Source organism: Bradyrhizobium canariense (genome assembly GCF_019402665.1).
GTDB lineage: Bacteria > Pseudomonadota > Alphaproteobacteria > Rhizobiales > Xanthobacteraceae > Bradyrhizobium > Bradyrhizobium canariense.
This window is the reverse complement of the sequence record NZ_VSST01000015.1, coordinates 307473-331950: the sequence shown is the minus strand read 5'-3', so window position 1 is coordinate 331950 and position 24478 is coordinate 307473. Positions and strand designations below refer to the sequence as shown.

General features: G+C 62.9%; 13 protein-coding genes. 3 read left to right on the top strand and 10 right to left on the bottom strand.

Annotated elements, in window-relative coordinates:
- Positions 1–163 precede the first annotated feature (163 nt).
- Both FXB41_RS08200 and FXB41_RS08195 read right to left on the bottom strand, forming a co-directional pair.
- The gene (locus FXB41_RS08200; protein WP_007599552.1) at positions 164–1117 is read right to left on the bottom strand and encodes an ABC transporter permease; all 954 of its coding nucleotides are present in this window, start codon (positions 1115–1117) and stop codon (positions 164–166) included.
- A gap of 191 nt (positions 1118–1308) precedes the next feature.
- The gene (locus FXB41_RS08195) at positions 1309–2967 is read right to left on the bottom strand and encodes an ABC transporter substrate-binding protein (RefSeq protein WP_219681150.1); all 1659 of its coding nucleotides are present in this window, start codon (positions 2965–2967) and stop codon (positions 1309–1311) included.
- Between the two features lie 210 nt (positions 2968–3177).
- Here FXB41_RS08195 and FXB41_RS08190 point away from each other — a divergent pair, with 210 nt between their 5' ends.
- Positions 3178–4773 carry an ABC transporter substrate-binding protein gene (locus FXB41_RS08190; protein WP_219681149.1) on the top strand — a complete coding sequence of 532 codons (1596 nt, stop codon included), beginning with the start codon at positions 3178–3180 and terminating at the stop codon, positions 4771–4773.
- Between the two features lie 184 nt (positions 4774–4957).
- Here the strand turns inward: FXB41_RS08190 and FXB41_RS08185 are convergent, their stop codons facing one another.
- Together FXB41_RS08185 and FXB41_RS08180 are read right to left on the bottom strand one after the other, a co-directional pair.
- Positions 4958–7189, bottom strand: a complete 2232-nt coding sequence (locus tag FXB41_RS08185; protein WP_007599545.1) for a CHASE2 domain-containing protein — start codon at positions 7187–7189, stop codon at positions 4958–4960.
- 62 nt (positions 7190–7251) lie between these two features.
- On the bottom strand, positions 7252–14790 hold the full coding sequence (locus tag FXB41_RS08180; RefSeq protein ID WP_219681147.1) for a VCBS domain-containing protein: 7539 nt from the start codon (positions 14788–14790) through the stop codon (positions 7252–7254).
- A 620-nt stretch (positions 14791–15410) separates the two neighbouring features.
- On the opposite strand from FXB41_RS08180, the gene FXB41_RS08175 reads away from it, so the two are divergent.
- On the top strand, positions 15411–16142 hold the full coding sequence (locus FXB41_RS08175; RefSeq protein ID WP_219681144.1) for a transglutaminase-like cysteine peptidase: 732 nt from the start codon (positions 15411–15413) through the stop codon (positions 16140–16142).
- Positions 16143–16354: 212 nt separating this feature from the next.
- Positions 16355–17479 (top strand): lysozyme inhibitor LprI family protein, encoded by a 1125-nt coding sequence (locus FXB41_RS08170; protein WP_219681142.1) that lies wholly within the window; start codon positions 16355–16357, stop codon positions 17477–17479.
- A gap of 160 nt (positions 17480–17639) precedes the next feature.
- On the opposite strand, the gene FXB41_RS08165 is transcribed toward FXB41_RS08170, so the two are convergent.
- The 6 genes from FXB41_RS08165 to FXB41_RS08140 form a co-directional block, all read right to left on the bottom strand.
- A complete protein-coding gene (locus FXB41_RS08165; protein ID WP_219681140.1) occupies positions 17640–18839 on the bottom strand; it encodes an ABC transporter substrate-binding protein in 1200 nt (399 codons plus the stop codon).
- Positions 18840–18918: 79 nt separating this feature from the next.
- A complete protein-coding gene (locus tag FXB41_RS08160) occupies positions 18919–20757 on the bottom strand; it encodes an AMP-dependent synthetase/ligase (protein WP_219681138.1) in 1839 nt (612 codons plus the stop codon).
- Positions 20758–20846: 89 nt separating this feature from the next.
- Entirely contained in the window at positions 20847–21635 is a 789-nt protein-coding gene (locus FXB41_RS08155) for an ABC transporter ATP-binding protein (protein WP_007599536.1), read from the bottom strand.
- Positions 21636–21639: 4 nt separating this feature from the next.
- Entirely contained in the window at positions 21640–22398 is a 759-nt protein-coding gene (locus FXB41_RS08150) for an ABC transporter ATP-binding protein (protein WP_007599535.1), read from the bottom strand.
- Positions 22395–23546: a branched-chain amino acid ABC transporter permease gene (locus FXB41_RS08145; protein WP_219681136.1), complete on the bottom strand. Its 1152-nt coding sequence runs from the start codon at positions 23544–23546 to the stop codon at positions 22395–22397. Before FXB41_RS08145 ends, FXB41_RS08150 begins: the two co-directional genes overlap by 4 nt.
- A gap of 4 nt (positions 23547–23550) precedes the next feature.
- A complete protein-coding gene (locus FXB41_RS08140; RefSeq protein WP_007599531.1) occupies positions 23551–24426 on the bottom strand; it encodes a branched-chain amino acid ABC transporter permease in 876 nt (291 codons plus the stop codon).
- Positions 24427–24478: the final 52 nt, after the last annotated feature.

The following is a 24478-nucleotide window of genomic DNA, read 5'->3' as shown; positions in this document are numbered from 1 at the left end:
CAATTAAGCAAAGCCCTCGCGTGCGGGAGAGGTCGGCGCGCAGCGCCGGGTGAGGGCTCTCTCCTCTTGGGGACTCTCGATTGAGGAGGCACCCTCTCCCCAACCCTCCCCCGCAGGCGGGGGAGGGAGCGCACCCTTTTCACGGCTCCAGCCTCGCTCATCGCTAGCCCCGCTTGATGCGCGGGTCGATCGCGGCTTGCGCGATGTCGACCAGCAGATTGAGGAAGACGAAGAACAGCGCCAGGATCAGGATCGTGCCCTGGAGCAGCGGTAGGTCGCGCTGGAAGATCGCCGAGTTGAGCAGGAAGCCGGAGCCCGGCCAGGAAAACACGGTCTCGATCAGAATCGAGCCGCCGAGCATGTAACCGAGCTGAAGTCCCATCACGGCGAGCGCGGTGGGCGCGGCGTTCTTGATGACGTGGCGGAACACCCCGCGCTCGTGCAGGCCTTTTGCACGCAGCGCCTCGACGAAGTCCTGGCTGAGAATGTCGCCGGTCAGCGCGCGCACCGTGCGGGTGACGATGCCCATCGGGATCACCGAGGTCGTGATCGCCGGCAGCACGAGATATTGCAAATGCGCCCAGTCCCAGGCCCAGGCGGCCGAGCCGCCGGGTCCGGCGCCGACGGCGGGCAGCCAGTTCAGCTGAACCGAGAAGATGATGACGAGCACCATGCCAAGCCAGTAATGCGGCACCGAAACGCCGGCGATGGCAAAGGATGTCGCCAGCTTGTCGATCCAGGTCTCGCGGAAATAGCCGGCGATCAGGCCGAGCAGGATGCCCATGGTGAAGCCGATGATCGCCGCCGCAATCGCCAGCGTGACCGTGTTGCTGACCGCGCGCATGACCTCGGCCAGCACCGGGCGGCCCGTGGCGATGGAATTGCCGAGATCGCCATGAAGTGCGCGGAGCAGCCAAAGCCCGAACTGCACCGGCAGCGGGCGGTCGAAACCATAGGCGGTGCGGAGCTGCGCGGCGAGCTCCTGCGAGGCGTCAGCCGGCAGCACGGCCACCAGCGGATCGCCCGGCGTGATGTGCACGAGCAGAAAACACACCAGCGCGACGCTGATGACGATCGGGACGACGTAGACGATGCGTCTGGCGATATAGGCGAGCACTGCAGTTCTTTCTTCCTTCTCCCCTTGCGGGAGAAGGTGGCGCGGAGCGCCGGATGAGGGGTTGTTTCCGCGAGTACAGCTATTCCTAATGAGAGATGGTCACTCGCGGAGAGAGACCCCTCACCCGGCTTCGCTTTGCGAAGCCACCCTCTCCCACAAGGGGAGAGGGTGCACTGAGCAAGCTGAGAGAATTACTGCATCGACACCAGCGAGAAGTCGATGAACCAGCTCTTTGGCTGCACGATGCCTGTCACCTTCGGGCTGATGGCACGGGGGCCAACGTCGTGGGCGACGTAGAGGAAGGCTGCGTCATCGACGGAGGCCGCGTGCAGTTCGGCGAGCGCCGCGTCACGCGCGGCGGGATCGAAGGTTTGCCGCGCCTTCTTCACCAGCTCGTCGAAATTGGGATTGTTGATGAAACCCCAATTGTTCGAGACCGGCGGAGCCATGCCCGATTGCAGGAAGCGCACCAGCGCGAAGAACGGATCCATCGCCGCGTAGGTGACGTTGGTCGCGTTCGAGCCGTTGGCGCTGGGATCCTTGGCGCCGCGGCGCCAATTGGTGAACAGCGTATTCCACTCGATGACGTCGAGCTGCACGTCGAAATAGCATTCGGCCAGCGCCTGCTGGAGATATTCGTTCATCGGCAGCGGCTGCATCTGGCCCGAGCCGGAGGCAGAGGTCTGGGTCTTCACCGTCAGCTTCTTGCTCGGGCCGAAACCGGCCTCCTGCATCAGCTTCTGCGCAGCCGCCTTGTCATACTTGATCTCGAAGGTCGGCTTGCCGCGCCAGGGATGGCCGGGCTCAAAGGTGCCGGTCGCGGGCACCATCAGCCCCGCGAGCAGGCCGTCCTTGAGTCCTTCGCGATCGACGCAGAGGTTTGCTGCCTTACGCACGCGGATGTCGTTCCAGGGCGAGCCCTCGACGCGCGAGAACTGCCACGGCCAGACGTGCGGCTGCTCGTTGGCGTAGAGCTTGAAGCCGCGCTGCTTGAGCTCGGGCAAAGCGTCCGGCGCCGGTGCCTCGACCCAATCGACCTGCCCGGAGAGCAGCGCCGCGGTGCGCGCGTTCGCCTCCGGCATCGGCAACAGCACCATCTTGTCGACCTTGGGCACGCGGTCCTTGTTCCAGTAGCTCGCATTCTTGACCAGCTCCAGCCGCTCGCGCGGGGTGAACGCGGCCATCTTCCACGGGCCGGTGCCCGCGGCGTCCTTGGCAAACGCGGTCCATGCGGCCTGCGACTTGGCCTTGGCGTCAGCGCCTTCCGCCTTCTCGTAGAAATGCTGCCACTTCGCCGGGCTCGCCATGAAGAGATTGGTGAGGTTGATCGGCAGGAAGCTATCGGGCTCCTTGGTGGTGAGCTCGACCGTCATGTCGTCGATCTTCTTCGCGGACGCCAGCGTCGGCATCCGCGAGGCCGTGACGCCGACCTGGCTGGCGTCGAATTGCGGCGCGTCCTGCTTCAGCACCTTCTCGACGTTCCACACCACGGCGTCCGCATTGAACGGCGAGCCGTCATGGAAGGTCACGCCGGGGCGCAGCTTGAATGTCCATTTGGTCTTGTCGGCATCGTCGACCTTCCACTCGGTGGCAAGGCCGGGGATCACCACGCTCGCCTTGTCGGCCGAGGACAGGTCCCAGGCGGTGAGCGCGTCATACATGGTGAGGCCGGTGAAGCGGTTGCCTTCAAAACCCTGATCGGGCTGGCCCAGCGTGCGCGGAATATCGGCAGCCGTCATGGCGATGCGCAGCACGGTTTCGGCACTGGCGACGCGCGGCCACGCAGCCGCGCTACTGAGCGCCAGCAACGCGATCAGCGCCGCGCGGGTCTTGTTTTTGTTGATCAGCATTGCCTCAATCCTTTTCCGGCTTCGATGACTAATTTTGATGCAATCGTATGCAATGCCTATGCCAATGGGGAAACTTATTCTGCAAATTGCCCCTGCGACGACAAGTCCTTGTGATGACACGTCGGCGAAAGCACCTCGCTGCCTATTCTGGCATCAAGATTGCAGGTTTGGCTCCAATTCTCCCTTGAAGTCTTCCTTGGAGCTTTGGCCATGCGTATCCGACTATCGACCTGTTTCGCCGTGCTTGCACTGGCGTTGTCCGCGATTCCGGCGGGCGCCGAAACGGTGCTGCGCTACGGCATTTCGATGGCGGACATCCCGCTGACCACCGGCCAGCCCGATCGCGGCGCCGGCGCCTATCAGTTCACGGCCTACACCATCTACGATCCGCTCGTGGCCTGGGAGATGGACGTCGCCGATCGACCCGGCAAACTGGTGCCGGGGCTCGCCACCGAATGGAAGGTCGACGATACCGACAAGACCAAATGGCGCTTCACCTTGCGTAAGGGCGTGAAGTTTCACGACGGCAGCGAGTTCACCGCCGACGCCGTGATCTGGAATCTGGACAAGGTGCTCAACGACAAGGCGCCACAATTCGACAAGCGCCAGAGCGCCCAGGTCAAGACCCGCCTGCCCTCGGTCGCGAGCTACGCCAAGATCGACGACTCCACGGTGGAGATCACCACCAAGACGGTCGATTCCTTCTTTCCCTATCAGATGCTGTGGTTCCTGGTGTCGAGCCCGACGCAATACGAGAAGCTCGGCAAGGACTGGGACAAGTTCGCGAGCCAGCCTTCGGGGACCGGCCCGTTCAAATTGACCAAACTGGTGCCGCGCGAGCTCGCCGAGCTCACGAAGAATCCGGATTACTGGAACAAGAAGCGTATTCCCAAGGTCGACAAGCTCGTGCTGGTGCCGATGCCGGAAGCGCTGACGCGCACCAATGCGCTGCTGGCCGGGCAAGTCGATCTGATCGAAACGCCGGCGCCGGATGCCGTGCCGCAGCTCAAGGCCGCCGGCATGAAGCTCGTCGATAACGTCACGCCGCATGTCTGGAATTATCATCTGAGCGTGCTGCCGGGCTCGCCCTGGACCGACATCCGCCTGCGCAAGGCGCTGAACCTCGCGATCGATCGTGAGGCCGTGGTCGGCCTGATGAATGGCCTTGCGAAACCCGCCAAGGGACAGGTCGATCCGTCGAGCCCGTGGTTCGGCAAGCCGAGCTTCGAGCTGAAATACGATGTCGCCGCGGCGAAGAAGCTGGTCGAGGAAGCCGGCTACTCCAAGGCGAAGCCGCTGAAGGCGACCTTCATCATCGCACAGGGCGGCACCGGCCAGATGCTGTCGCTGCCGATGAATGAATTTTTGCAGCAGAGCTTCAAGGAGATCGGGATCGACATCGATTTCAAGGTCGTCGAGCTCGAGACACTCTATACGCACTGGCGCAAGGGCGCGGCCGACGAGATGAACGCCGGCATCACCGCCAACAACATCGCCTACGTCACCTCCGACCCGCTCTACGCCATCGTCCGCTTCTTCCATTCGAGCCAGATCGCGCCGGTCGGCGTCAACTGGGGCGGCTACAAGAACCCGAAGGTCGACGCGCTGATCGACGAGGCCAAGCAGACTTTCGACAGCACCAAGCAGGACGAGCTGCTGGCGCAGGCGCACGCGCTGATCGTCGACGACGCCACGCTGGTGTGGGTGGTGCACGACACCAACCCGCATGCGCTGTCGCCCAAGGTCAAGCAGTTCGTCCAGGCGCAGCACTGGTTCCAGGACCTGACGACGATCGGGGCGGAGTGAGGCGACAGCTCAACCCTCTGCCGTCGTCCTGGCGAAAGCCAGGACCCATAACCACCGAATTTCGTTTGCCGAAGATTGGTGGTTGGCCGCTCGCCGTAACAACTTCTCCCTGGGGTAATGGGTTCTGGCGTTCGCCGGGACGACAGCGAGTGTGTGGTTAGCTTCAAAACCGCACATCTGCCCCCTACTTCGTCAGCAGTGCATAGGCCCCGGTCCACCCCTCCGCCGGCGGATTCACCTGGAATTCCTTGATACGCACTTCATAGAGCTTGAACAGCTTTTCCAGCGTGTCGGCATCCTCGCTCCTGCGCCCGCGTTCGATGGCGTCCAGCGCGCCCTGCCAGTCGCGGCCGCGATAGCAGGCCAGCATTTCGATGGTGACGTTGCGCAGGCGCTGGAAGGCGCCGGAATGCATCACGTCCTCGCGGCCGGCGATGGCGTAGATCACTTCGGGCTCGGTCTTGCCCTTGACCATGATGAAGTCGAGCTCGAGGATCGCGAACTTGTCCTTGGCGGCGAGCGCCGTCCTCGAGCCGACGATGATGGGAAAGCCGTACTCCTTCGACTGGCCTTCCAGGCGCGAGGCCAGGTTCACGCTGTCGCCGAGCACCGAATAGTTCTTCTTCAGGTCGGAGCCCATGTTGCCGACGACGCCGATGCCGGTGTTGAGGCCGATACCGACATTGAGCGGGATGTAGACGTGGCCGCCATCCGTGGCTTCCTGTTCGCGGTCCTTGTTCACCGCGTCGATCCGCTCCAGCATCTGGATCGCGGCCTCACAGGCGTTGACCTCGTGCTCGGCATCGTCGAGCGGCGCGTTCCAGAACGCCATGATGGCGTCGCCCATATATTTGTCGATATAGCCCTTCTGATCGATGATCACGTCGGTCAGAGGGGTCAGGAAGCGGTTCATCAGCGCGATCAGGCCCTGCGGATCGTGCTTGTAGGTTTCCGATATGGTGGTGAAGCCGCGCACGTCGGAGAACATGATCGTCATTTCGCGCTCCTCGCCGCCGAGGACGAGCTTTTCCGGTGACTGCGCGAGTTGCTCGACCAGCACCGGCGACATGTATTGCGCGAACATGCCGCGGATCTGCACGCGCTGCCGCTGCTCGCGCACGAAGCTCGCGAAGATCAGCGTCAGATAGATCGCGGTGGTCGAGAGCAGCGGATAGGTGAAGTCGATGAGATAGCGGCGCTGGGCATAGTAGAACCAGGACACTCCGATCAGGATCGCGGCGAAGGTCGCGCCGGCAAGTACGAGGCGGACCGGTCCGAGGTTCGGCGTGAAGATGATGACGAGCAAGCCGATGACGAGCGCGGCGAGCAGCTCGACAACGAGCGCATAGCCGGGCTGGGAGATCACCGCGCCGCTCAGCACACTCTCCAGCACCTGGGCGTGGATCTCGACGCCGGGCATGGTCGAGGACACCGGCGTGGTCTTGAGGTCGTTCAACCCGCCCGCGGAGGTGCCGATCAGGACCAGCTTGCCGGCGATCTTGCCGGGCGACACGCTATTGTCGAGCACATCGGCCGCAGAGACGTAGATCGAGGGGTCCGGGCGGGCGTAATGCATCCACAGCTGGCCGTTCTTGTCGGTCGGGATCTCCAGGCCCTTGAGGCGGATCGTGCGGATACCGCTCTTGTCGGTCCTGATCAGCAGCGTCGGCGTGCCGGTGGCGACGCGCAGCATCTCCAGGCTCAGCGAGGGCATGATGTTGTCCTGCGCCCGCAGGATCATCGGCACGCGGCGGATCAGGCCATCGCGCTCGGGTCTGATCGAGAACAGGCCGCGTCCGGCCGCGACCTTCTCGATCACAGGCACGTTGCGCAACAAGCCCGGGAAGTCGAACATGAAGCGTTCAGACCCGTCCTCCCCGAGCGTCGCTACGCCGGTGAATGGAAGTGACTTGTCGAGTTCGGACAAGACTGCTGGAAGCCCCGTCTCGCCCAGCACCACGCGCGAGCGCTTGATCGCTTCGGCAAGGATCTGGTCGTTGCTCGGCAGCTCGCGCAACTTGGCGCGGGTGGCATCGTCGAGGTAGCGCATGTGGCTCGCGACCAGATCCGGATTGAGCCGGTCGGCCTCCGAGAACACGACGTCGAAGCCGATTGCGACCGCGCCGTTGCTGGTAAGGTTCTGTATCATGTCGGCGATCCGCGTCCGCGGCCACGGCCATTGGCCGAGCTTGGCGAGGCTCTTGTCGTCGATGTCGACGATCGTGACCGGCCGCGCCGCCTTGTGGCGCGGATCGATCAACTGAAACATGTCGAAGGTGCGCAGCCGCAGTTCCTGGATCGGCGGCGGATCCCACAGGCGAGCGCCGGCAAACACGACCAGCAGCGCAAGGCACATCAGCCGCGCAAACCCCAACTTCCGCGCAAACCACCGCCGCAGGATTTTGAGACGTTTCATGGCGGTTGAATATCACGCTTTCACGGGCAATGGCAGCCGGCGGCTTGGCACCCAAGCGGTCATCAGGCGTGGACGATGAAGTCGCTCGCATGGAGATGGGCCGCGGTGACGCCCTTCAGGACGATCGTGTCTGCCGCGTCGATCGTGATCAGGGTGTCCGCCGAATTGGTAGGTGACCCGGCCACATGCTGGGCCATCCAGGCGGAAAGATTGGAGGTCGTCACAACTGCCGAGAGATCGATGTGGTCCTGACCCGGCGTGAAATTCACGATCATATCGCGGTTCGAGTCGGCCGCGAACACGAACTGATCCTGATAGCCGGTTCCGATGAACAGATCTTTGCCGGTCGTGCCGGTGATCCGCGCGTGGTCGTTCGCACTTTCAGGAAGGTTGAAAATCAAGTGAATGGTATCGCTCGCCCCGTGCCCGTCGGTCACGGTGAGCGTGATCTTGTCCGTGGGCGGCTCTGCGCTGCCTTCATTGTAGATAACGGTATTCAGGCTCCCATTGATGTTTGCAAATAGACCGGAGCGCGACGACGGGCTCGCATTGCTGCCGGCAGCCTCAGTCGTGGCAGCCAGCGTGAATATCTCATTCGGAGCAGCGTCCGGGTCGACCAACGAAAGGCCATGGACGATCACCTGCTCGTCGTCGTCTTGCCTAACACTCACGTGATCGAGATCGAACATCGGCGTGTCATTCGCGCCGGTCACGCCGACTGTCAGTGTCGCCGTGCCCGCGGCCCCATGAACGTCCGTCGTCTGTACCGTGAACGTATCCGAATAGGATCCCTGCGGCAGTGCGTTGATGGCGGTTGCATCCGGAACGTAGCTGTAGTTGCCGTTCGCGTTCACCGTTAGCGAGCCGTAGTGGCCTGCGACCGTTGCAGCCGCATGATGCGTCGCATCAAGCACGGCATAGGTCAGCGACCCCGTCTCGCCACTGTCAGCATCGGTCCCGACCAGCTTGCCGGTGAGATTGGCGAAACTGTCAGTCGCAGCCGTGTCCGTGAGCGAGCCGATGTTGAGATCGGACAGCTTCGGCGTGTCGTTGGCGCCCGTCAGGTCCACCGTGTATGTCGCGGTGGTGGCAGCGCCATGCGCGTCGGTGACCTTGACCGTGAAACTATCCGAATAGGAGCCTCCCGGCAGGGCGTTGATCGACGCAGCGTCGGGAACGTAGCTATAGCTGCCGTTGCTATTGAGCGTCAGCGCGCCATAATGACCCGTGACCGTCGCGACGGCCTGGTGACCTGCGTCAAGCAGGGCATAGCTCAGCGTGTCGCCGGTGTCGACGTCGGTCCCGACCACCTGTCCCGTGAGGTCGGAGAAACTATCCGCTGCGGCCGTGTCGGTGAGTTTCCCGATGCTGCCATTGGACAACACCGGCGTGTCGTTGGCGCCGGTGACGGCGACCGTGAATGACGCCGTGCCGACAGCACCCTGCGCGTCCTTGGTCTGAATCGTGAAGACGTCCGAGTAAGGGCCTGCCGACAGCGCGTTGATCGCCGCAGCATCCGGAACGTAGCTGTAGCTGCCGACGGCATCCACCGTCAGCGAACCGTAATGACCGGCGACCGTCGTGACCGCGTTCGCTCCATCCATCACCGCGTAGTGCAACGTTGCCGTCTCGCCATGGTCGGCGTCGGTCCCGACCAGCGTTCCCGTGATGTTCGGGAAGCTATCGGTGGCGGCGGTGTCAACAAGTGGACCCGTGGTGACCGCGGCCAATGTCGGAATGTCGTTCTTGCCAGTGATGGTGACGCTGACCTCGGCCGTATGGATCTTGCCGTAATCGTCCGTGAGCGTGATGGTGGAGTCGACCTTCGCGGTCTGGTCCTTGGCGAGGAAATCCAGCGCACCGTCGACGATCGAATAGCTCCAGTTGACGGTGCCGTTGTTCTTGCCGGTCTGCCCATAGATCAGCGCGGCCTTCAACGCGGCGGTCTCGTCGTCGGTGAGCGACGCGGTGAGGTCGGTGCCGCCATCCAGCCAGGTCACAGCCTGGTCAGTGACTGCAACTGTCGCTATCGGACGGTCCGTCAGGTCGATGTCGGTGAAGTGAATCGAGCCGGTTGCGGCGGGCAGCGGGTCGGAATCGCCGGAGCCGGTGGTGCTTTCGCGCTCGGAGAAGTTCGCGGTCAGGGATGCATTGACCATGTCGAACGCCGGCGCGTCGTCGATCGCATGCATCGTGATCAGCGTGTGGCCGCCATCGTCGCTGCCCGCGAAGTGCGCGTTGCGATAGTCGCCGACGAGAGTCAGGTCAATGGTCTTGCCATCGTTGCCGGTGACCGTGAGCATGCCGCCGCTCGCAGGATCGACAGCATTGGGCACGTAGACGGCGCTGGTGCCGGGGCCCCACTGGATCGTCGATAATTCGATCGTGTCGTTCACGGACAAGTCTGCGATCGAGCCGCCGAACGTGTCCGTATCGATCTCAAGCGCGGCGCCGTTGCCGTGAAGTGCGATCGTTTGCGCGACCGTGCCTTCGAGCTTCAGCAGCGCGCCGGCATCGACGGTGACCGAGCCCGTGCCGGTCAACGAGCCGAACAGCGACAACTCGCCATGGACCTCGATGGTGCCGGTATTGGCGATGGTGCCCGAGATCGACGCCGTGCCCCAGCTGTCGATGTGGTTGTGATTGACGAGGCCAGGCCCACTCAGGGAGATCGAGGCGCCGTTGAGGAGATCGATGACACCGTCATTGACGATCGTCGACGCATTGCCGAACACGCTCGTGCCGGCGACCGTCCAGGTGCCGCCCAGCTCGTTGTTGAAGGTCGCGGTAGCGACCGAGACATTGCCGTTGATGTGGCCGGTGTTGTTGATCGTGAGGCTGCCGTCGGTCTCGACGATCGCATCGGTCGCGGAGGTCACGCTCAAGGCGGCGGCCGGCCCGATGGTGCCGGAATTGTCGATCACCGAACCGGTCGTGTCCTGCTGGATGTGGATCGCCGCATTGCCACCGGTGCCCACGATCGAGCCGGAATTGACGATGTGGATCGAACCGGTCGCGCCCGAAAACTCCAGCGTCGCGCCGACATCGACGATCACCTTGCCTGAACCGGCGATGCCACCCGCAAGGTCGAGCGTGCCGCTCTGGACCTCGATGATGCCGGTATTGGTGACGCTGCCCGTGACCGTATCGACGCCGGCGCTGTAGAGATTGCCGGCATTGCTCAGGCTGCCGCCGTTGATCGAGACGTCGGTCAGATAGAGCTTCGAGTGACCATCGACCGTGATCGCTCCGGTGCCGCTGTTACTGACAGTCAGATTTGTCAGCTTCAGCGTGCCATAGTTGATCGCCTCGAGATCCGCGGTGTTGGAGATGTCTTCGCCGGAGACGCCGAGCACGCCACCATTCGCCTGAATCAGATTGTGATTGGTGATGGTGTGAAGCGTGGCGGGATCGATCGTCAGCGTGCCGCTGGTGACCGTGATCGTGCCGGTGTTGGTGATGTCGGCGTTGTCGATCGCACTCGTGCCGGTCGATTCGAGCATACCGGCAATCGTGACCGTGCCGCCGTCGATGGTCGCGCCCTGGAGATCGAGTGTCGAGCCGGACTCGACCGAGACGGTACCGCTGCCGGTATTGGTCGCCTTCATCCCGATCAGCTTCAGTGTCCCGTGATCGATCGCCGCCAACGTGCCGGTGTTAGTGACGGCTTCGCCGTTGATGTCGAGCTCGGCGCCATTGGCCCGGAGGATGCCGTCATTCGCGATCGAGCTTGCGGAGGTCGTCGCCAACAGCGTCAACGCGCCCAGGGTTGCCTCGATCAGATAGTTGTTCGAGATGTTAGCGTCGGTAATCGCAGTTGTGCCGGTCGAATTCAGCGTGCCCGAAACAATGAGCGCGCCGCCGGTCAGGCTTGCACCGTTCAATGTCAGCTTGCTGCTTGCATCGACCTTGACCGTGCCATGATTGGCGATTGCGGTACCCGCAACGGTCACGTCATCCAGCGTCAGTATGACGCCGCTCTCAACCGTCACGGCAGCGGTGCTCAGCGTCGCCGATTGATCGATCTTGCTGCTGCCGATGACATCGATCGTGCCGACGCCGTTGACAGCCCCGCCCGAAATCTCCGTGCTGGACAGCGTCAACGTCTGGCCGCCATCGACCGTCACCGTGCCGGTGTTGGTCACGATGTCGTTGAGCAGCGTTGCAGCGCCGGCGATCTTCAGCGTGCCGATATTGGCGACCGCGCCACCCTGGATGCCGGCGCCGTCCTGAAGCTTGACGGTGTTGTCGAGCTCGATGCCTGCATTGTCCGTGATCGTCGAGCCCGAAACCGTGATGCCGTCCAGCGTCAGCTTGGCATCGGCGGTAACTGCAGCCGTGCTCAGTGTGGCGCCGCCGTCGATCTTGCTCGCGACGATGACATCGATGATGCCGGCGCCGTTGACGGCCCCGCCCGAAATCTCCGTGCCGGACAGTGTCAGCGTTTGACCGCCATCGACCGACACCGTGCCGGTGTTGGTCACGACATCGTTGAACAGCATCGCAGCGCCGGCGATCTTCAGCGTGCCGGTGTTGGCGACCGCGCCATCCTGGATGCTGGCGCCGTCCTGGAGCTTGACGGTGTTGTCGAGCTCGATGCCGGCATTGTCCGTGATCGTCGAGCCCGAAACCGTGATGCCGTCCAGCGTCAGCTTAGCATCGGCGATAACTATGGCCGTGCTCAGCGTCGCGCCGCCATCGATCGTGCTGGCGCCGGTAACGTCGATCGTGCCGAGACCGTTGATCGTGCCGCCGCTGATGGTGGCGCCGTTCACTGTCAGCTTGCCCGCGGCATCGATCGTGACGTTGCCGGTATTGGTAACGGTCGCGCCCTGGTCGATCGTCAGCCAGCCATTCGCCAGCACCTTGATCGTGCCGCCGGAGGTGTTGGAGACGGTCTCGTGGGCGAACTCCGCTGTGCCCTTGACGTTGACCGCCCCTGAATTGTTCAGCGTGCCGTTCTTGAGGACGCTGCTGCCATCGAGTTCCAACGTGCCGGCGATGGTGACCGTGCCGCCGCTGATGGTGGCAGTGTCGACGATCAGCGTCGTGCCGGCATCGGCCTTGAGCGTGCCGCCGGCATTGTTAATTGCGGCGAGCGTCTTCAGCGTGCCGCCGGACAGCTCAATCGTGCCGGAATTGGCGATCGTGGTACCGCCAGCGAAATCGCCACCGGCCGCAAGCGTCAGATAGCCGGCATTGGTGAGCACGCTACTGTCCAGGAACTCGGCCTTGCCACCAACCGAGATCGTGCTTGCCGCGAAATTGGTGAGCTTCGAATCGGCCTTGAGGCTGATCTCGCCCGCAATCGTCAGCGCACTCTTGTTGATGACTTCCGGTGCCTTGTGGCCGACCGCGGTGTCGTAGTCGTTCATCGTGATCGACTTGGCGTAGGCTGCCGTGTCGATTGTCACCGGATAGGACGGCGTTAGCCCATGCAGCTGGTCGGTGATGACGATGACGTCGTCATTGATGGTCGGGACCGTGCCGGTTGCCCAATTGGCCGCATCCTTCCAGAAGCCGCCGGAGGGAGCACCGGGCTTGTCGGTCGCGATCCACACCACGGCGGGAGCGTCGGTGCCGGTGATCGTGACGGTGATGGTCTGCTGCGAGGTGGCGCCTTGCGCGTCCTTGAGCGTCACGGTGTAGACCAGCGTCAGCACCTCACCCTTGGGGATGAAGTCGGCGAGATAGACCGGCAGGTCAGCCAGCGACCAGTTGATGGCGCCGGTGCCGTCTCCGGTGCTATCGGCGCCCGCCGCGATCGCGACCGACATCGCGCTCTGGAACGCCGCGAGTGGGCCGGGCGGAACGCTACCATCAGGCAGGGTCGCACTGGTCAGCTTGACCGCGACCGTGTGGGCGTCGGTGAGGTCGACATCCGTGAAGGTCAGCGTGCCCGAAGTCGGCACCTCGCTGGTGAGCGGGCCACCGGGTTTGCTGGTGCCGCCCTCGAAGATGATGACGGGAACGCTGGTGGTGATCACCGGCTTGTCGTTGGTGCCGGTGATCGTGATGGTGATGTCGATGGGCGACGTTTCGGGATTGACCGAGAAATTATTGTTGACGCGAACCTTGTAAGTCAGCGTCAACGTTTCACCGGCCGCTAGGAAGTCGAAGACGTGGTCGGGAATCGTGTAGGTCCAGACCGCCGAGCCGTTGTTGTTGTTACCGCCGGCTGCGGCGACGCTGATCTGGGTTTGCGTTGCCGCGATGTCCTGCTTCTGGAGTGCAGAGAGCGCGCTGGTGACATCCTGCTGGCCGGCATTTTTGTAGAGATAGTTCGGCGCGTCGCCGAGGTCTATGCTCACCGTCGGCCGGTCGCCCAGGTTCTGGTCGACGAAGGTGATCAGGCCGGAGATGGTGTCGGAATGCGTCGTGTCGCCGGTCGTATCCGCACGCTCAGTCAGCGCGAACGCCTTCTGCACATTCCCATTGAGATCAAGGCTGCGTGCATCGGGCGGGCCGGGAATGCGGGTGCTGCTCGACGGATCATGGCCGGAATCCTGCGCTCCCGGCTGAGTGAGATTCGTGAAGGTCGCGGTCGCGGTGGCACCGGTGTCCGTCTTGATCACGACAATGTTGCCGGTCTGCGTGATCGAGTCGGTGAAGTTCTGGGTCAGCTTGGTGTTGCTGTTGTTGTCCGTGAACTTCAGCGTGAACACGTCCGTGATCAGCTTCTGGATGTCCGGCGACATCAGCGCATTGGAGATCGAGACGTTGCCGCCGCTGATCTGGATCATCTGGCCGGCCTGGTTGACCGTCGCGATCGGCAGCAGCGTGACCTTGTCGAACAGGATGTAGGAGCCCGTCGTGCCGTTCGGCTCGACCAGCACCTGGAAGCTCGCCTGCGGCTGCGGATCGCCGCCGCCGGCGGGAACGACGAAGTTGATCTGGCTCAGCACCGCCGTGCCGCGGATACCCATGGTGGCGACTGGCGTGTCGACCTTCATGTCTCCGTGCTTGGCGGTCTCGCCGGCAACGAAGGTGATGGTGCCCGCGACCAGACTGAGGAGAGAGGAATTGTTCGACCCGTTGGGGTCGTAGACCATCTCGTTCAGCACCATCCGCGCATTGGAGGACAGGCCGAACACCGTGCCGTCGATGAACGTGATGCCGAGCGTCGAGTCGCCACCGGTCGAGACCACGTCGCCCTTCTCGACGTTGTCGCCGTTGTTCAGGATGACGGAGACGCCGTTACGAACCGCGGTCGCGCTGCCGGAGAGCTTGGTGACGTGGCCGATGACCTGGGCGGCGGCAATGCCGGAGGCGGCCTGCGCATATTGCACATGGCCGGTGAGTGCGTTGACGACGTCGCCGGTGAGGTGCGCGCCGTCGGGCGAGGCGATCGCCGCGCGCTTGTCGCCCCTGAAATAGTCGTGAACGACGAAGTCGTGGCCGTCATGGGACAGCACGAGGTCGAGACCGGCGCGCTTGAAATCGCCGTTGAAGATCAGGTTCGGGTCGGGAACGACGAATGCGCCGTCAGGCACATGACCATGTGCCTTTGCGGTAAAGGAATCGACGTGGCCATCGGCGGGCGATCGGGAACCCAAGCCGTCCAAGGAAATCGCGGCGTCAAATTTGCCAGCGTAATTCAATCCGGGCACCAAAAAAGGAGTTAAAATCTAAGTAAGTATCGCTCGCCTAAACTTGCATATCATTACCAAGTCCTTAGCGAAACCACCTATTGCTTGTGTGATTTCGCATCACCAAGCGGTCGATGCTCTCAGGCGGCTGGGCACCTGCAGAGAAGTCAAAGTAATCTTTCAAATACTCATACGTAAAGCAGCGCTTATTTTCGCTCATTCCAAGTAACCTCATGTATTCTATTGCAGAAATCCCACAATAGATACTTATGTCATCTTTTGTTCGTGGTGCCCCGCACCACCCTGCGGCAAATACGGGGCCAAATCTGTGATCCAACTAACAGAAGCCGTGAAATAGCGAGCCGTTAGCCATAAGGCGCAGAATCAGTTCCACCACAACTTGTGCCTGCAATTGGTCCTTCTTCGCGGCAACTGCCGCTCTCCTAGCCGGCGAATCGTAAAATTTTACGCAATATGAGCAGGCCCGTTTCAGCCTGTTGCCCGGTTTTGGGACCCCAGCCGGGCGCGTTAAGCAGAACAAAACCGCCTGCCTCGCACTATCTCCGCGAAAGCAACAAAGCCCAGCACGTGCAGGTCGAGGGGGACCTGGCGAAGCCGGAAGGGGATGTCAGATGGAGACCGCTGCTCGTTCGCGCGCCTGGCGCGCAATCCTAGTGCTGTGCGGATTGATCCTGCTTGGATCGGCCGCCGAGCTTCGCGCTGGCACGCTGTTGTCGCCGGGAGCCGGCGTCCTCGTGCGCAAATCCGCCGAGCCGTTCGGCGTGTTCGCCTTCGCCATCTCCGCCGGCAGCCTGCAACAAAAATGGCTCGCGCTGAGGTCCAGGCTCGACGATGACATGGTGCAGCTCGCGCTGTGCGACGGCGACCGGGACAATTGCGCTTCGCCGGCTGCGCTGAAACTGCTCGCCATCGTCGACCAGGCCCGCAGCCGTGACGGCCGCGCTCTGCTGGGCGAGACCAATCGCGCCATCAACCTCGCCATCCGTGCCGCCGCTGACGGTTCTGAGGACGTCTGGAGCTCACCTCTCGCGACCTTCGCGCTCGGCGCCGGGGATTGCGAGGATTACGCCATTGCCAAGCTCGCCGCTCTTAAGCTCGCGGGCGTTGCCGCCGAAGATCTCCGTATCGTCGTGGTGCGCGACGTCAGGGCCGGCGAAGAGCATGCGGTTGTCGCTGCACGGCTCGACGGCCACTGGCTGATGCTCGACAATCGCCGCATGGCGATGGTCGAGGACGACGCCGCACGGAGCTACCAGCCGTTGTTCGTGCTCTACCAGTCGGCCGTGATGAAGTATGTCGACGAACCCGTGCGGTTCTCGATGATCGCCGCCGAGGCGCGTTGACTTTCTTGTAGCCCGGATGGAGCCACCGGGTCGGCGCACAGCGCCGCCCGATGACGGGCTCCGCGAAATCCGGGGCCGCCGCCTGTCGCACGAATCCCGGATTGCGCTGCGCTCCATCCGGGCTACCAGGATCAAGTAGCTTACCCCACAAAGCCATTTCGCCGCGCGATTCGGGACGCTAGCATGGCCGCGGCTATGCGGGGGCGACCGGAATGCGGTTCATCGTGCTGACTATGCTTGCACTGCTGGCCTTGCCGGCGGCGCCAGGCTTCGCGCAATCCAGCCCGTCCGACCGCTCCGTCGCCGAAAGGCTGCCGTTGTTCGCCAGGAACAACTGCCAGCAGATCCGCGATCCCGGCAATCAATTGTTCTGCGGTGATGCCGAGCTTGCCGCCGCCGCCGAGAAGCTGAGCACGGGAATCGAGGCACGGCTTGCCCGTCTGCCCGATCGCCTGCCTGGGATCGAGGAGAACGCGATCTGGATTCGCCAGCGCAACCTCGGTTGCGGCATCGTCGGCCAGACCGCGATCCGCACCGACGATTTCGACCGGGTGAAGGCATGTCTTCTCAAGGTGACCGATGAGCGCGCCGCGATCGTGCGCGATCCGGATTTCGACTGTCTCGCGGCCAACACCGCCGCGGGCGCGCTGATCTGTGCGGACCCGTCGCTGGCGCTTGCCGAGACCGAGTTGAACAGTCAGGTTCTCGGCCTGATCGGCAAGCTCGATCCGACCGCGGCGCGCTTTGCCTTCGCCGAATACGGCCGGTGGACGCGGGAGCGCGATCGCAAATGCAATCTGGTCGGCAAGGAGAACGTGCCGCTCGGGGAGCTCGAGTCCGCGGAGGACTGTCTCGCCGGCTATCTGAAGCACAAGGCCGACGAGATTGGCGCGGCGAAAGGCGATCCGAAGAAGGTGTTCGGCCGGCAGGTCGCAGCCCGCGCGCCCGACACCGATGCCGTCGACTTCTGTGCCGCGCGAATCCACGCGGCCAATTCCTGCGGCAACTTCCTCCGCATCAACCGCGTCTATGCGCTCGATAGCCAGGTGGGCGAGCAGGAGGCGCAGGTCACGGGCGAAATCGAGATGGCCGTGCTGGCGCCCTTCGCCACCTGCAGCAAGGTCGCCACGACGTGCACGGGCACCTGCTGGGACCCCAGGACGGGTCGTCCGCAGCCTGGCGTCAGCAACAAGGAGCGCTCCGCAGACGCCTTCAACGTCACGCGCCGCCTGCGAATCCAGCGCACATTTGCGTTTGTCAAAGCCGCCGATGGCTGGCGCTGCCGGGAAGACGAGCTGGCCCCGGTGAATTCAGGCACCGCGGGTGGGGGATCGTAGGGCTGTGTGCTCTCCCTCGCCCCGTTCTTACGGGGAGAGGGTTGGGGTGTGGGGCTGCTTCAGCAAATCCGGTGACAGTTCGACTCGCGGAGAGCCCCCTCACCCGGAATTTGCTGCGCAAATCCCGGCCTCTCCCCGCATGCGGGGAGAGGCGAAGAAATCAAAACATCAGATTGTCCTTCACCAGAACCCAGCGGCCGCCCTTGACCTGCTGCACCTGGGTGATGGTGTTGGCGAGGTGGTCGGTCTTGGAGAATTTGGTCGGCGGCGAGTTGAAGATGTCGAGGAACTTGTCGCCCGATTCCAGCGCGTCCAGCATCTTCTGGCCGGTCAGATCCTTGCCCGCCTTGTTGGCGTAGAACGCAAACGTCGTCACCGCGTTGTAGCCGATGATCGCCTGGGTATTGGCATCGGTGTTGAACATCTTCTTGTAGTTGATGAGCCAGTCGTGGACCTTGCCCTTGGCGGTGTCCTCGTAGGGGATCTCGAAGCCGCTCGCCGCATAGAGGCCCTCGACGGCGTCCTTGCCGAGCGCCGGCACTTCCAGCACGTTGGTCGGCGTCGCGCCGAGGAAGGTGACCTCCCAACCGAGCTTCTTCGCCTCCGTCATCGCACCGATGGTCTCGCGGATCACGGTGCCGAGCACGACGAGATCGCAGCCGTCGGACTTCATCTTGGCGATCTGCGCGCTGAAATCGGAGGCGCCGCGCTTGTAGCTCGTCACCGACGCCGGCTGCAGCTTCATGACCGTCAATTGCTGGGTGAAGCCGTCGAGCACGTTCTTTCCGTACTCGTCGTCCTGGTGCATGATGCAGGGCTTCTGGAAGTTCTTCCACTCCACCATGTATTTCAGCGCGGCGCGCGTGCTCTCAACATAGGGCAAGAGGTTGTTGAACTTCAGCCGCTCCTGCGGCTTGGCCGGGTCGAACTTGAAGGTGAACTCGGCGGCGGTCAGCGGGAAGAGCTGGAGCACGCCGGCATCGAACAGGATGTCCTGCGCGGCGAGCGTCGGCGCCGATCCCATCGAGCCGATCATTGCAAATATCTTGTCGCGCTCGACCATCTTCTGGGACGCCAGCACGCCCTTCTTCGGATCGTAGCCGTTGTCCTCGAGGATCATCCTGATCTTGCGGCCATTGATGCCACCGGCCGCATTGATTTCCTCGACCGCCATCTTCATGCCGTTGGAGACCGGCACGCCCCAGACCTTGATCGGCCCCGACAGATCCTGATGGGTGCCGATGACGATCTCGGACGCCGAGATGCCTTCATTGGTGACCTTGGTTTGCGCGACGGCGGGCAGACAGGTGAGCACCACCGCGCCTGCCGCAAAGCCGAACGTTCTCAACGATCTCGACATTGACGTCTCCTCTCCTTGGGGCCCTTATGGTGCGAAGGGTTGGGCCATCACTCCTTCGCTGTTATTTAAACAAGATTGTTCAAGCCACCGCCCGCGCCGGATACATCGCGTCGATTTCGGCGGCATACCGCTTGTTCACGAAGCCGCGCTTCAGCTTCATGGTCGGCGTCAGCTCCTCGTCCTCCGGAGTGAGCTGGCGTTCGATCAGATAGAATCTCTTGATGGTCTCGACGCGGGCGAAATTGGCATTGACCGCTTCGATCTCGCGCCAGATCAGATCCTGGATCTCCGCCGCGCGGCACAGGCTGGCATAATTGGTAAAGGGGATGTCGTGGTCCTGCGCGAACTTCTCGACATTCTCCTGGTCGATCATCACGAGGCAGGTGAGGTATGGCCGCTTGTCGCCGATCACCACGGAATCCGAGATGTAGGGCGAGAATTTCAGCTGATTCTCGATCTCGGACGGCGTGATGTTCTTGCCGCCCGAGGTGATGATGATGTCCTTCATCCGGTCGGTGATGCGGACGAAGCCCTCATTGTCGATGGTGCCGACGTCGCCGGTATGCAGCCAGCCGCGATGGTCGATCGCCTCAGCTGTCCTCTCCGGCTGATTCAGATAGCCCATGAACAGGAAGTCGCCCCTGATCAGGATCTCGCCGTCGGGCGACAGCGCCACTTCCCCCCACGACACCGCCTTGCCCACCGAGCCAAGCTTGATGCCTTCCGCCGGCATCATGGTGGCGACCCCGCAATTCTCGGTCTGGCCGTAGAGTTCGTGGATGTCGATGCCGAGCGCGAGATACCAGCGGATCAGCTCCGGCGCGATCGGCGCCGCGCCGGTGAAGGCGATGCGGCATCGGTCGAGCCCGATCATGCGTCGGATGTTGCGAAAAGCGAGCCGGTAAGCGATGCCGTTGGCGATGCGCAACGACAGCGGCGGCGGCTTCCCTTCGATCCTGCAATCGACCATGCGATAACCAATGTCGATGGCGCGGCGGTACACCCATTGCTGCAACGGCGTCGCATCCTTCAGCGCGATGGTGATCGCGGAATAGAACTTCTCCCAAATCCGCGGCACCGCGAGGAAGATGGTCGGCTGCACCTCGCGCAGATTGTCCGGCACAGTCTCGGGACTCTCGGCAAAATTCATCACCGAGCCGAGCGCGACCGAGATGTAATAGCCGCCGATCCGCTCGGCGACGTGGCAGAGCGGCAGGAAAATCAGCCGCTCCTCGTTCTCGCGCGCTGGAATGAAATCATCGGCGTGCCGCATCTGGTGCGTGACGCTGCGATTGGCGTGCATGGCGCCCTTGGGCGGGCCCGTGGTGCCGGATGTATAGACGAGGACCGCGAGATCGCTCGCGCTGCGACTGTCGACCATCTCCTGCCACAGCGCCTCGCGGCCGGCCATGTGGTTGCGCCCGAGCGCGCGGAACTCGTCGAGCGACATCACCATGTCGTCGAAGAAGCCGCTAAGGCCCTCCATGTCGAACACGATGATCTTTCGCAGAGACGGACAGCGTGCGCGGCAGGCCAGGATCTTGTCGAGCTGCTCCTCGTCCTCGGCGAAGATCACTTTCGTCCGGGAATCGTTGACGAGATATTCGACCTGGGATGAGGCATCGGTCGGATAGATCCCGGAAGAGACGCCGCCGGCGCACAGAATGCCCATGTCGACATGGACCCATTCCGGCACGGCGTTGGCGATGATGGAAGCAACGTCGCCGGGCCTGAAGCCGATGGCGTGCAGCGCGTAGGCGATCTCCTTCGAGATCTCCAGCCATTCGCGCCAGCTGGTCGGCTGCCAGATCCCGAATTTCTTCTCGCGTATAGCCGGCCCGTCGCCCCGCGTCTCCGCGGCGCGCAAAAAGCTTTTCGCGATCGTGTCAGCGACCGTCAGCACCGCCGGTCGGGCCATGCACGTCTCCTTCTTGTCGCGCTCCCCTCCACTGCCTGCCTTGCCGGCGGTCTATATTAGCGGATGGGCTTTGGTATTTAAGGCTTCCTCTAACGCCAAGTCTTCTTCTTTTTCCAGCGCCGCTCGCCTCGTGCGCCGGCTTCCTTGGCGCCCAGGTAGAATTCCTGGATGTCCTTCGAATGCATCAAGCGGTCGCAGCTGTCGTTCATCACGATCCGGCCGATTTCCAGCACATAGCCATAGTGCGCCGTCTCCAGCGCCACCTTGGCGTTCTGCTCGACCAGCAGGATCGACATGCCCTGCTCCTCGTTGACCCGACGGATGATGGCGAAGATCTCCTTCACCAGCAGCGGCGACAGCCCAAGCGAGGGCTCGTCGAGCAGCAACAGCGTCGGCCGGTTCATCAGCGCGCGGCCGATTGCGAGCATCTGCTGCTCGCCGCCGGAGAGCTGTCCGGCCGGCTGGTTGATGCGCTCCTTCAGCCGCGGGAAATAGCCGTAGACGCGCTCCAGATCGTCCGCGACGCCGTCGCGATCCTTGCGCGGATAGGCCCCCATCATCAGGTTCTCGCGCACGGAGAGGAACGGGAACACCTCGCGGCCCTCCGGCACATGGCTGAGGCCCAGCCGCACGATCCTGTCCGCCTCCATGCGCTGGATCGACTTGCCCATGAACTCGATGGCGCCCTTCTGCGGGTCGAGAATGCCCGAGATCGTCTTCAGCACCGTGGTCTTGCCGGCGCCGTTGGCGCCCAGCAGCGTGACGATGCGGCCGCGCGGCACTTCGAGCGAGATGCCGCGGATCGCCATGATCGGCCCGTAATAGCTCTCGATGTTGGAGAGTTTCAGGATGATATCTGGTGTCGCCACGGCATCCATCGCGTCAGGCTCCCAGATAGGCGGCGACGACATCGGGGTGCTCTTGCACTTCGGCCGGCGAGCCCATCGCCAGCACCCTGCCGTAGTTCAGCGCGATGACGCGGTCGGAGACGCGGTTGACCAGCGACATGTCGTGCTCGACCATCAGCACGGTGACGCCGAGCTCGCTCTTCAGGTCGCGGATCCAGAACGACATGTCGTCAGTCTCCTCCACGTTGAGGCCCGAGGACGGCTCGTCGAGCAGGATCAGCTTCGGCTCCGAGCATAGCGCGCGCGCCAGCTCGATCACCTTGCGCACGCCGTAAGGCAGACCCGAGATCAGCTTGTCGCGGTAGGGCTCGAGATCGAGGAATTCGATGACCTGCTCGACCCTGCGGCGATGCACCTTCTCGTCGGCGCGTACGCCTGGCAGGAACAACAGCTCCTGCCAAAGCTGCGTGGTCGAATGCCGGTGGCGGCCGACCAGCAGGTTCGACAACACCGTCGCATTCTCGAACAGCTCGATGTTCTGGAACGTGCGGGCGATGCCAAGCCTTGCGATGTCATGGGGCGGCTGCTCCGTGATGTCCTGATCCTCGAAAAAGATGCGACCCGAGGTCGGCCGGTAGATCCGCGAAATCAGGTTGAAAATCGAGCTCTTGCCGGCGCCGTTCGGCCCGATGATCGAGAGGATCTCGCCCTTTTCGACCGCGAACGACACCGCATCGACGGCCTTCAGCCCGCCGAAATGCAGCGACAAACTCTCGGCGCGAAAATAGCTCATCGGTTGCGCTCCGACTTCACGTAGATCTTCTGCCGCTTGAAGGTGGCGCGCTTGTAAAGCGGGAACAGCTGGAAGAAGAGTTTGATCTTGAGCCAGCGGCCGTAAAGCCCGAGCGGCTCGAACAGCACGAACAATACGATGATGATGCCGTAGATGGCGCCTTTCAAGCCGTTGAGCGAGGCAAAGGCCGCGACCTTGGACTGGACATTGGCCGCGGCTTGCGTGCCCGCTCCGAACGTCGCTGCAATGCCGGCGATGATGCCGGGCATGTCGTCCTTGAGGTATGTCAGGAACGGATCGATCATCACGATGAAGATCGCTCCCAGCACTGCGCCGTGCAGGCTGAAGGTGCCGCCGATCAGGATCACGATGATGAACTCGATCGAGAGCTGGAGCGTGAACATCTCCGGCGAGATGAAGGAGAGCTTGTGCGCGAACAACACGCCGGCGAAGCCGGTGATCGCCGCGGAGATCGCAAAGGACTTCACCTTGTACAGCGCGACATTGACCCCCATGCTGCGCGCCGCCGTCTCGCTGTCGCGGATCGCGACGAAGGCGCGCCCCGTGGGCGAGCGCAGCAAATTGAGGGTGCCGACGATGGTCAGCACCAGCACGGCGAGGCAGAGAAAATAGAAGGTGGGGCCGTCGCGCGAGACTGCGACCCCAAACAGCGACACCGCCTTGATCCGCATGCCCTCGTTGCCGTTGGTGACGCTCTCCCATCGCGCCAGAATCTCCTCGACGATGAAGGCGAAGGAGATGGTGGCGATGACGAGATAAATGCCTTGCAGCCGCAGCGCGGGGAATCCGACCAGCGCACCGATCAGCCCGGTCAGGAGCCCGGCTGCGAGAAAGTAGACCGGGAACGGCACACCATACTTCTGCAAATAGGCCGCCGTATACGCACCGATCGCGAGAAACGCCGCGTGCCCGAGCGAGGCCTGCCCGGTGAAACCCGTCAGAATCAGCAGCGCCACGCCGACGGTCGCATAGATGCAGACGAAGACGAGCTGACTCATCAGATAACTGGAGAGCACATAGGGCGCGATCAGCAGCACGGCCAGCAGGAGACCGTAGGAGACGTAATAGCCAGAATGCGGAAACAGCCTGATGTCGTCCTCGTAGTCGGTCTTGAACAGGAAGCGCATGCGTTCAGACTTTCTTGCGGACATGAAGGCCGAACAGGCCTTCGGGCTTGAGCAAGAGCACGGCGAGCAGCACGACGTAGGGCGCGACGTCCTTCCAGCCCTCGGCCAGATAGAAGCCGGCCATGCTCTCGATGACGCCGATCAGGACGCCGCCGACGACGGCGCCGGGGATCGAGCCGAAGCCGCCGAGCACGGCGGCCGGAAACGCTTTCAGGCCCAGCACCAGACCGACATTGGAATGGATGAAGGTGATCGGCGCCAGCAGCACGCCGGCACAGGTCGCAACCGCCGCGCTGATCGCCCAGACGATCGACACCACGCGCTTGACCGGGATGCCCATGTAATAGGCCGCCAGCATGTTCTCGGAACTGGCGCGCATCGCGGTGCCGAGCATGGTCTTGTTGAAGAACAGCCAGAGCAGCGCGCAGAGGATGACCGTCGCCGCGATCACCGAGAGCTTGTCATGGGCGAGCACCAGCGAACCGATCCGCAGCACGCCCTGACTGAACGGCGTGTCGATCTTGAAATCGTCGGTGCCCCAGATCATGCCGGAGACCGAGCGCAGGAAATAGCCGAGCCCGATGGTGGCCATGATGATGGAGAATTGCGGATAGCCGAGGATCGGCCGCACCACCACGCGCTCGGCGAGCATGCCGAACAGCGCCATTGCCGCCACCGCGCCGGCAAAGCCGACCCAGTAGTTCAGCCCCATCATGCCAATGAAGGTGAAGGCAAAGAAGCCGCCCAGCATCATCAAATCGCCCTGCGCGAAATTGACGACCTCGGTGGCCTTGTAGACAAGCACGAAGCCGAGCGCGATCAGGCCGTAGACGCAGCCGAGCGCAACACCGCTGACCAGCTGCTGAACGAAATCCAGCATCGTCGCGCATCCTCCCGATACAACCGGCGGTTCTTCCTGACCGCCTTGCCGC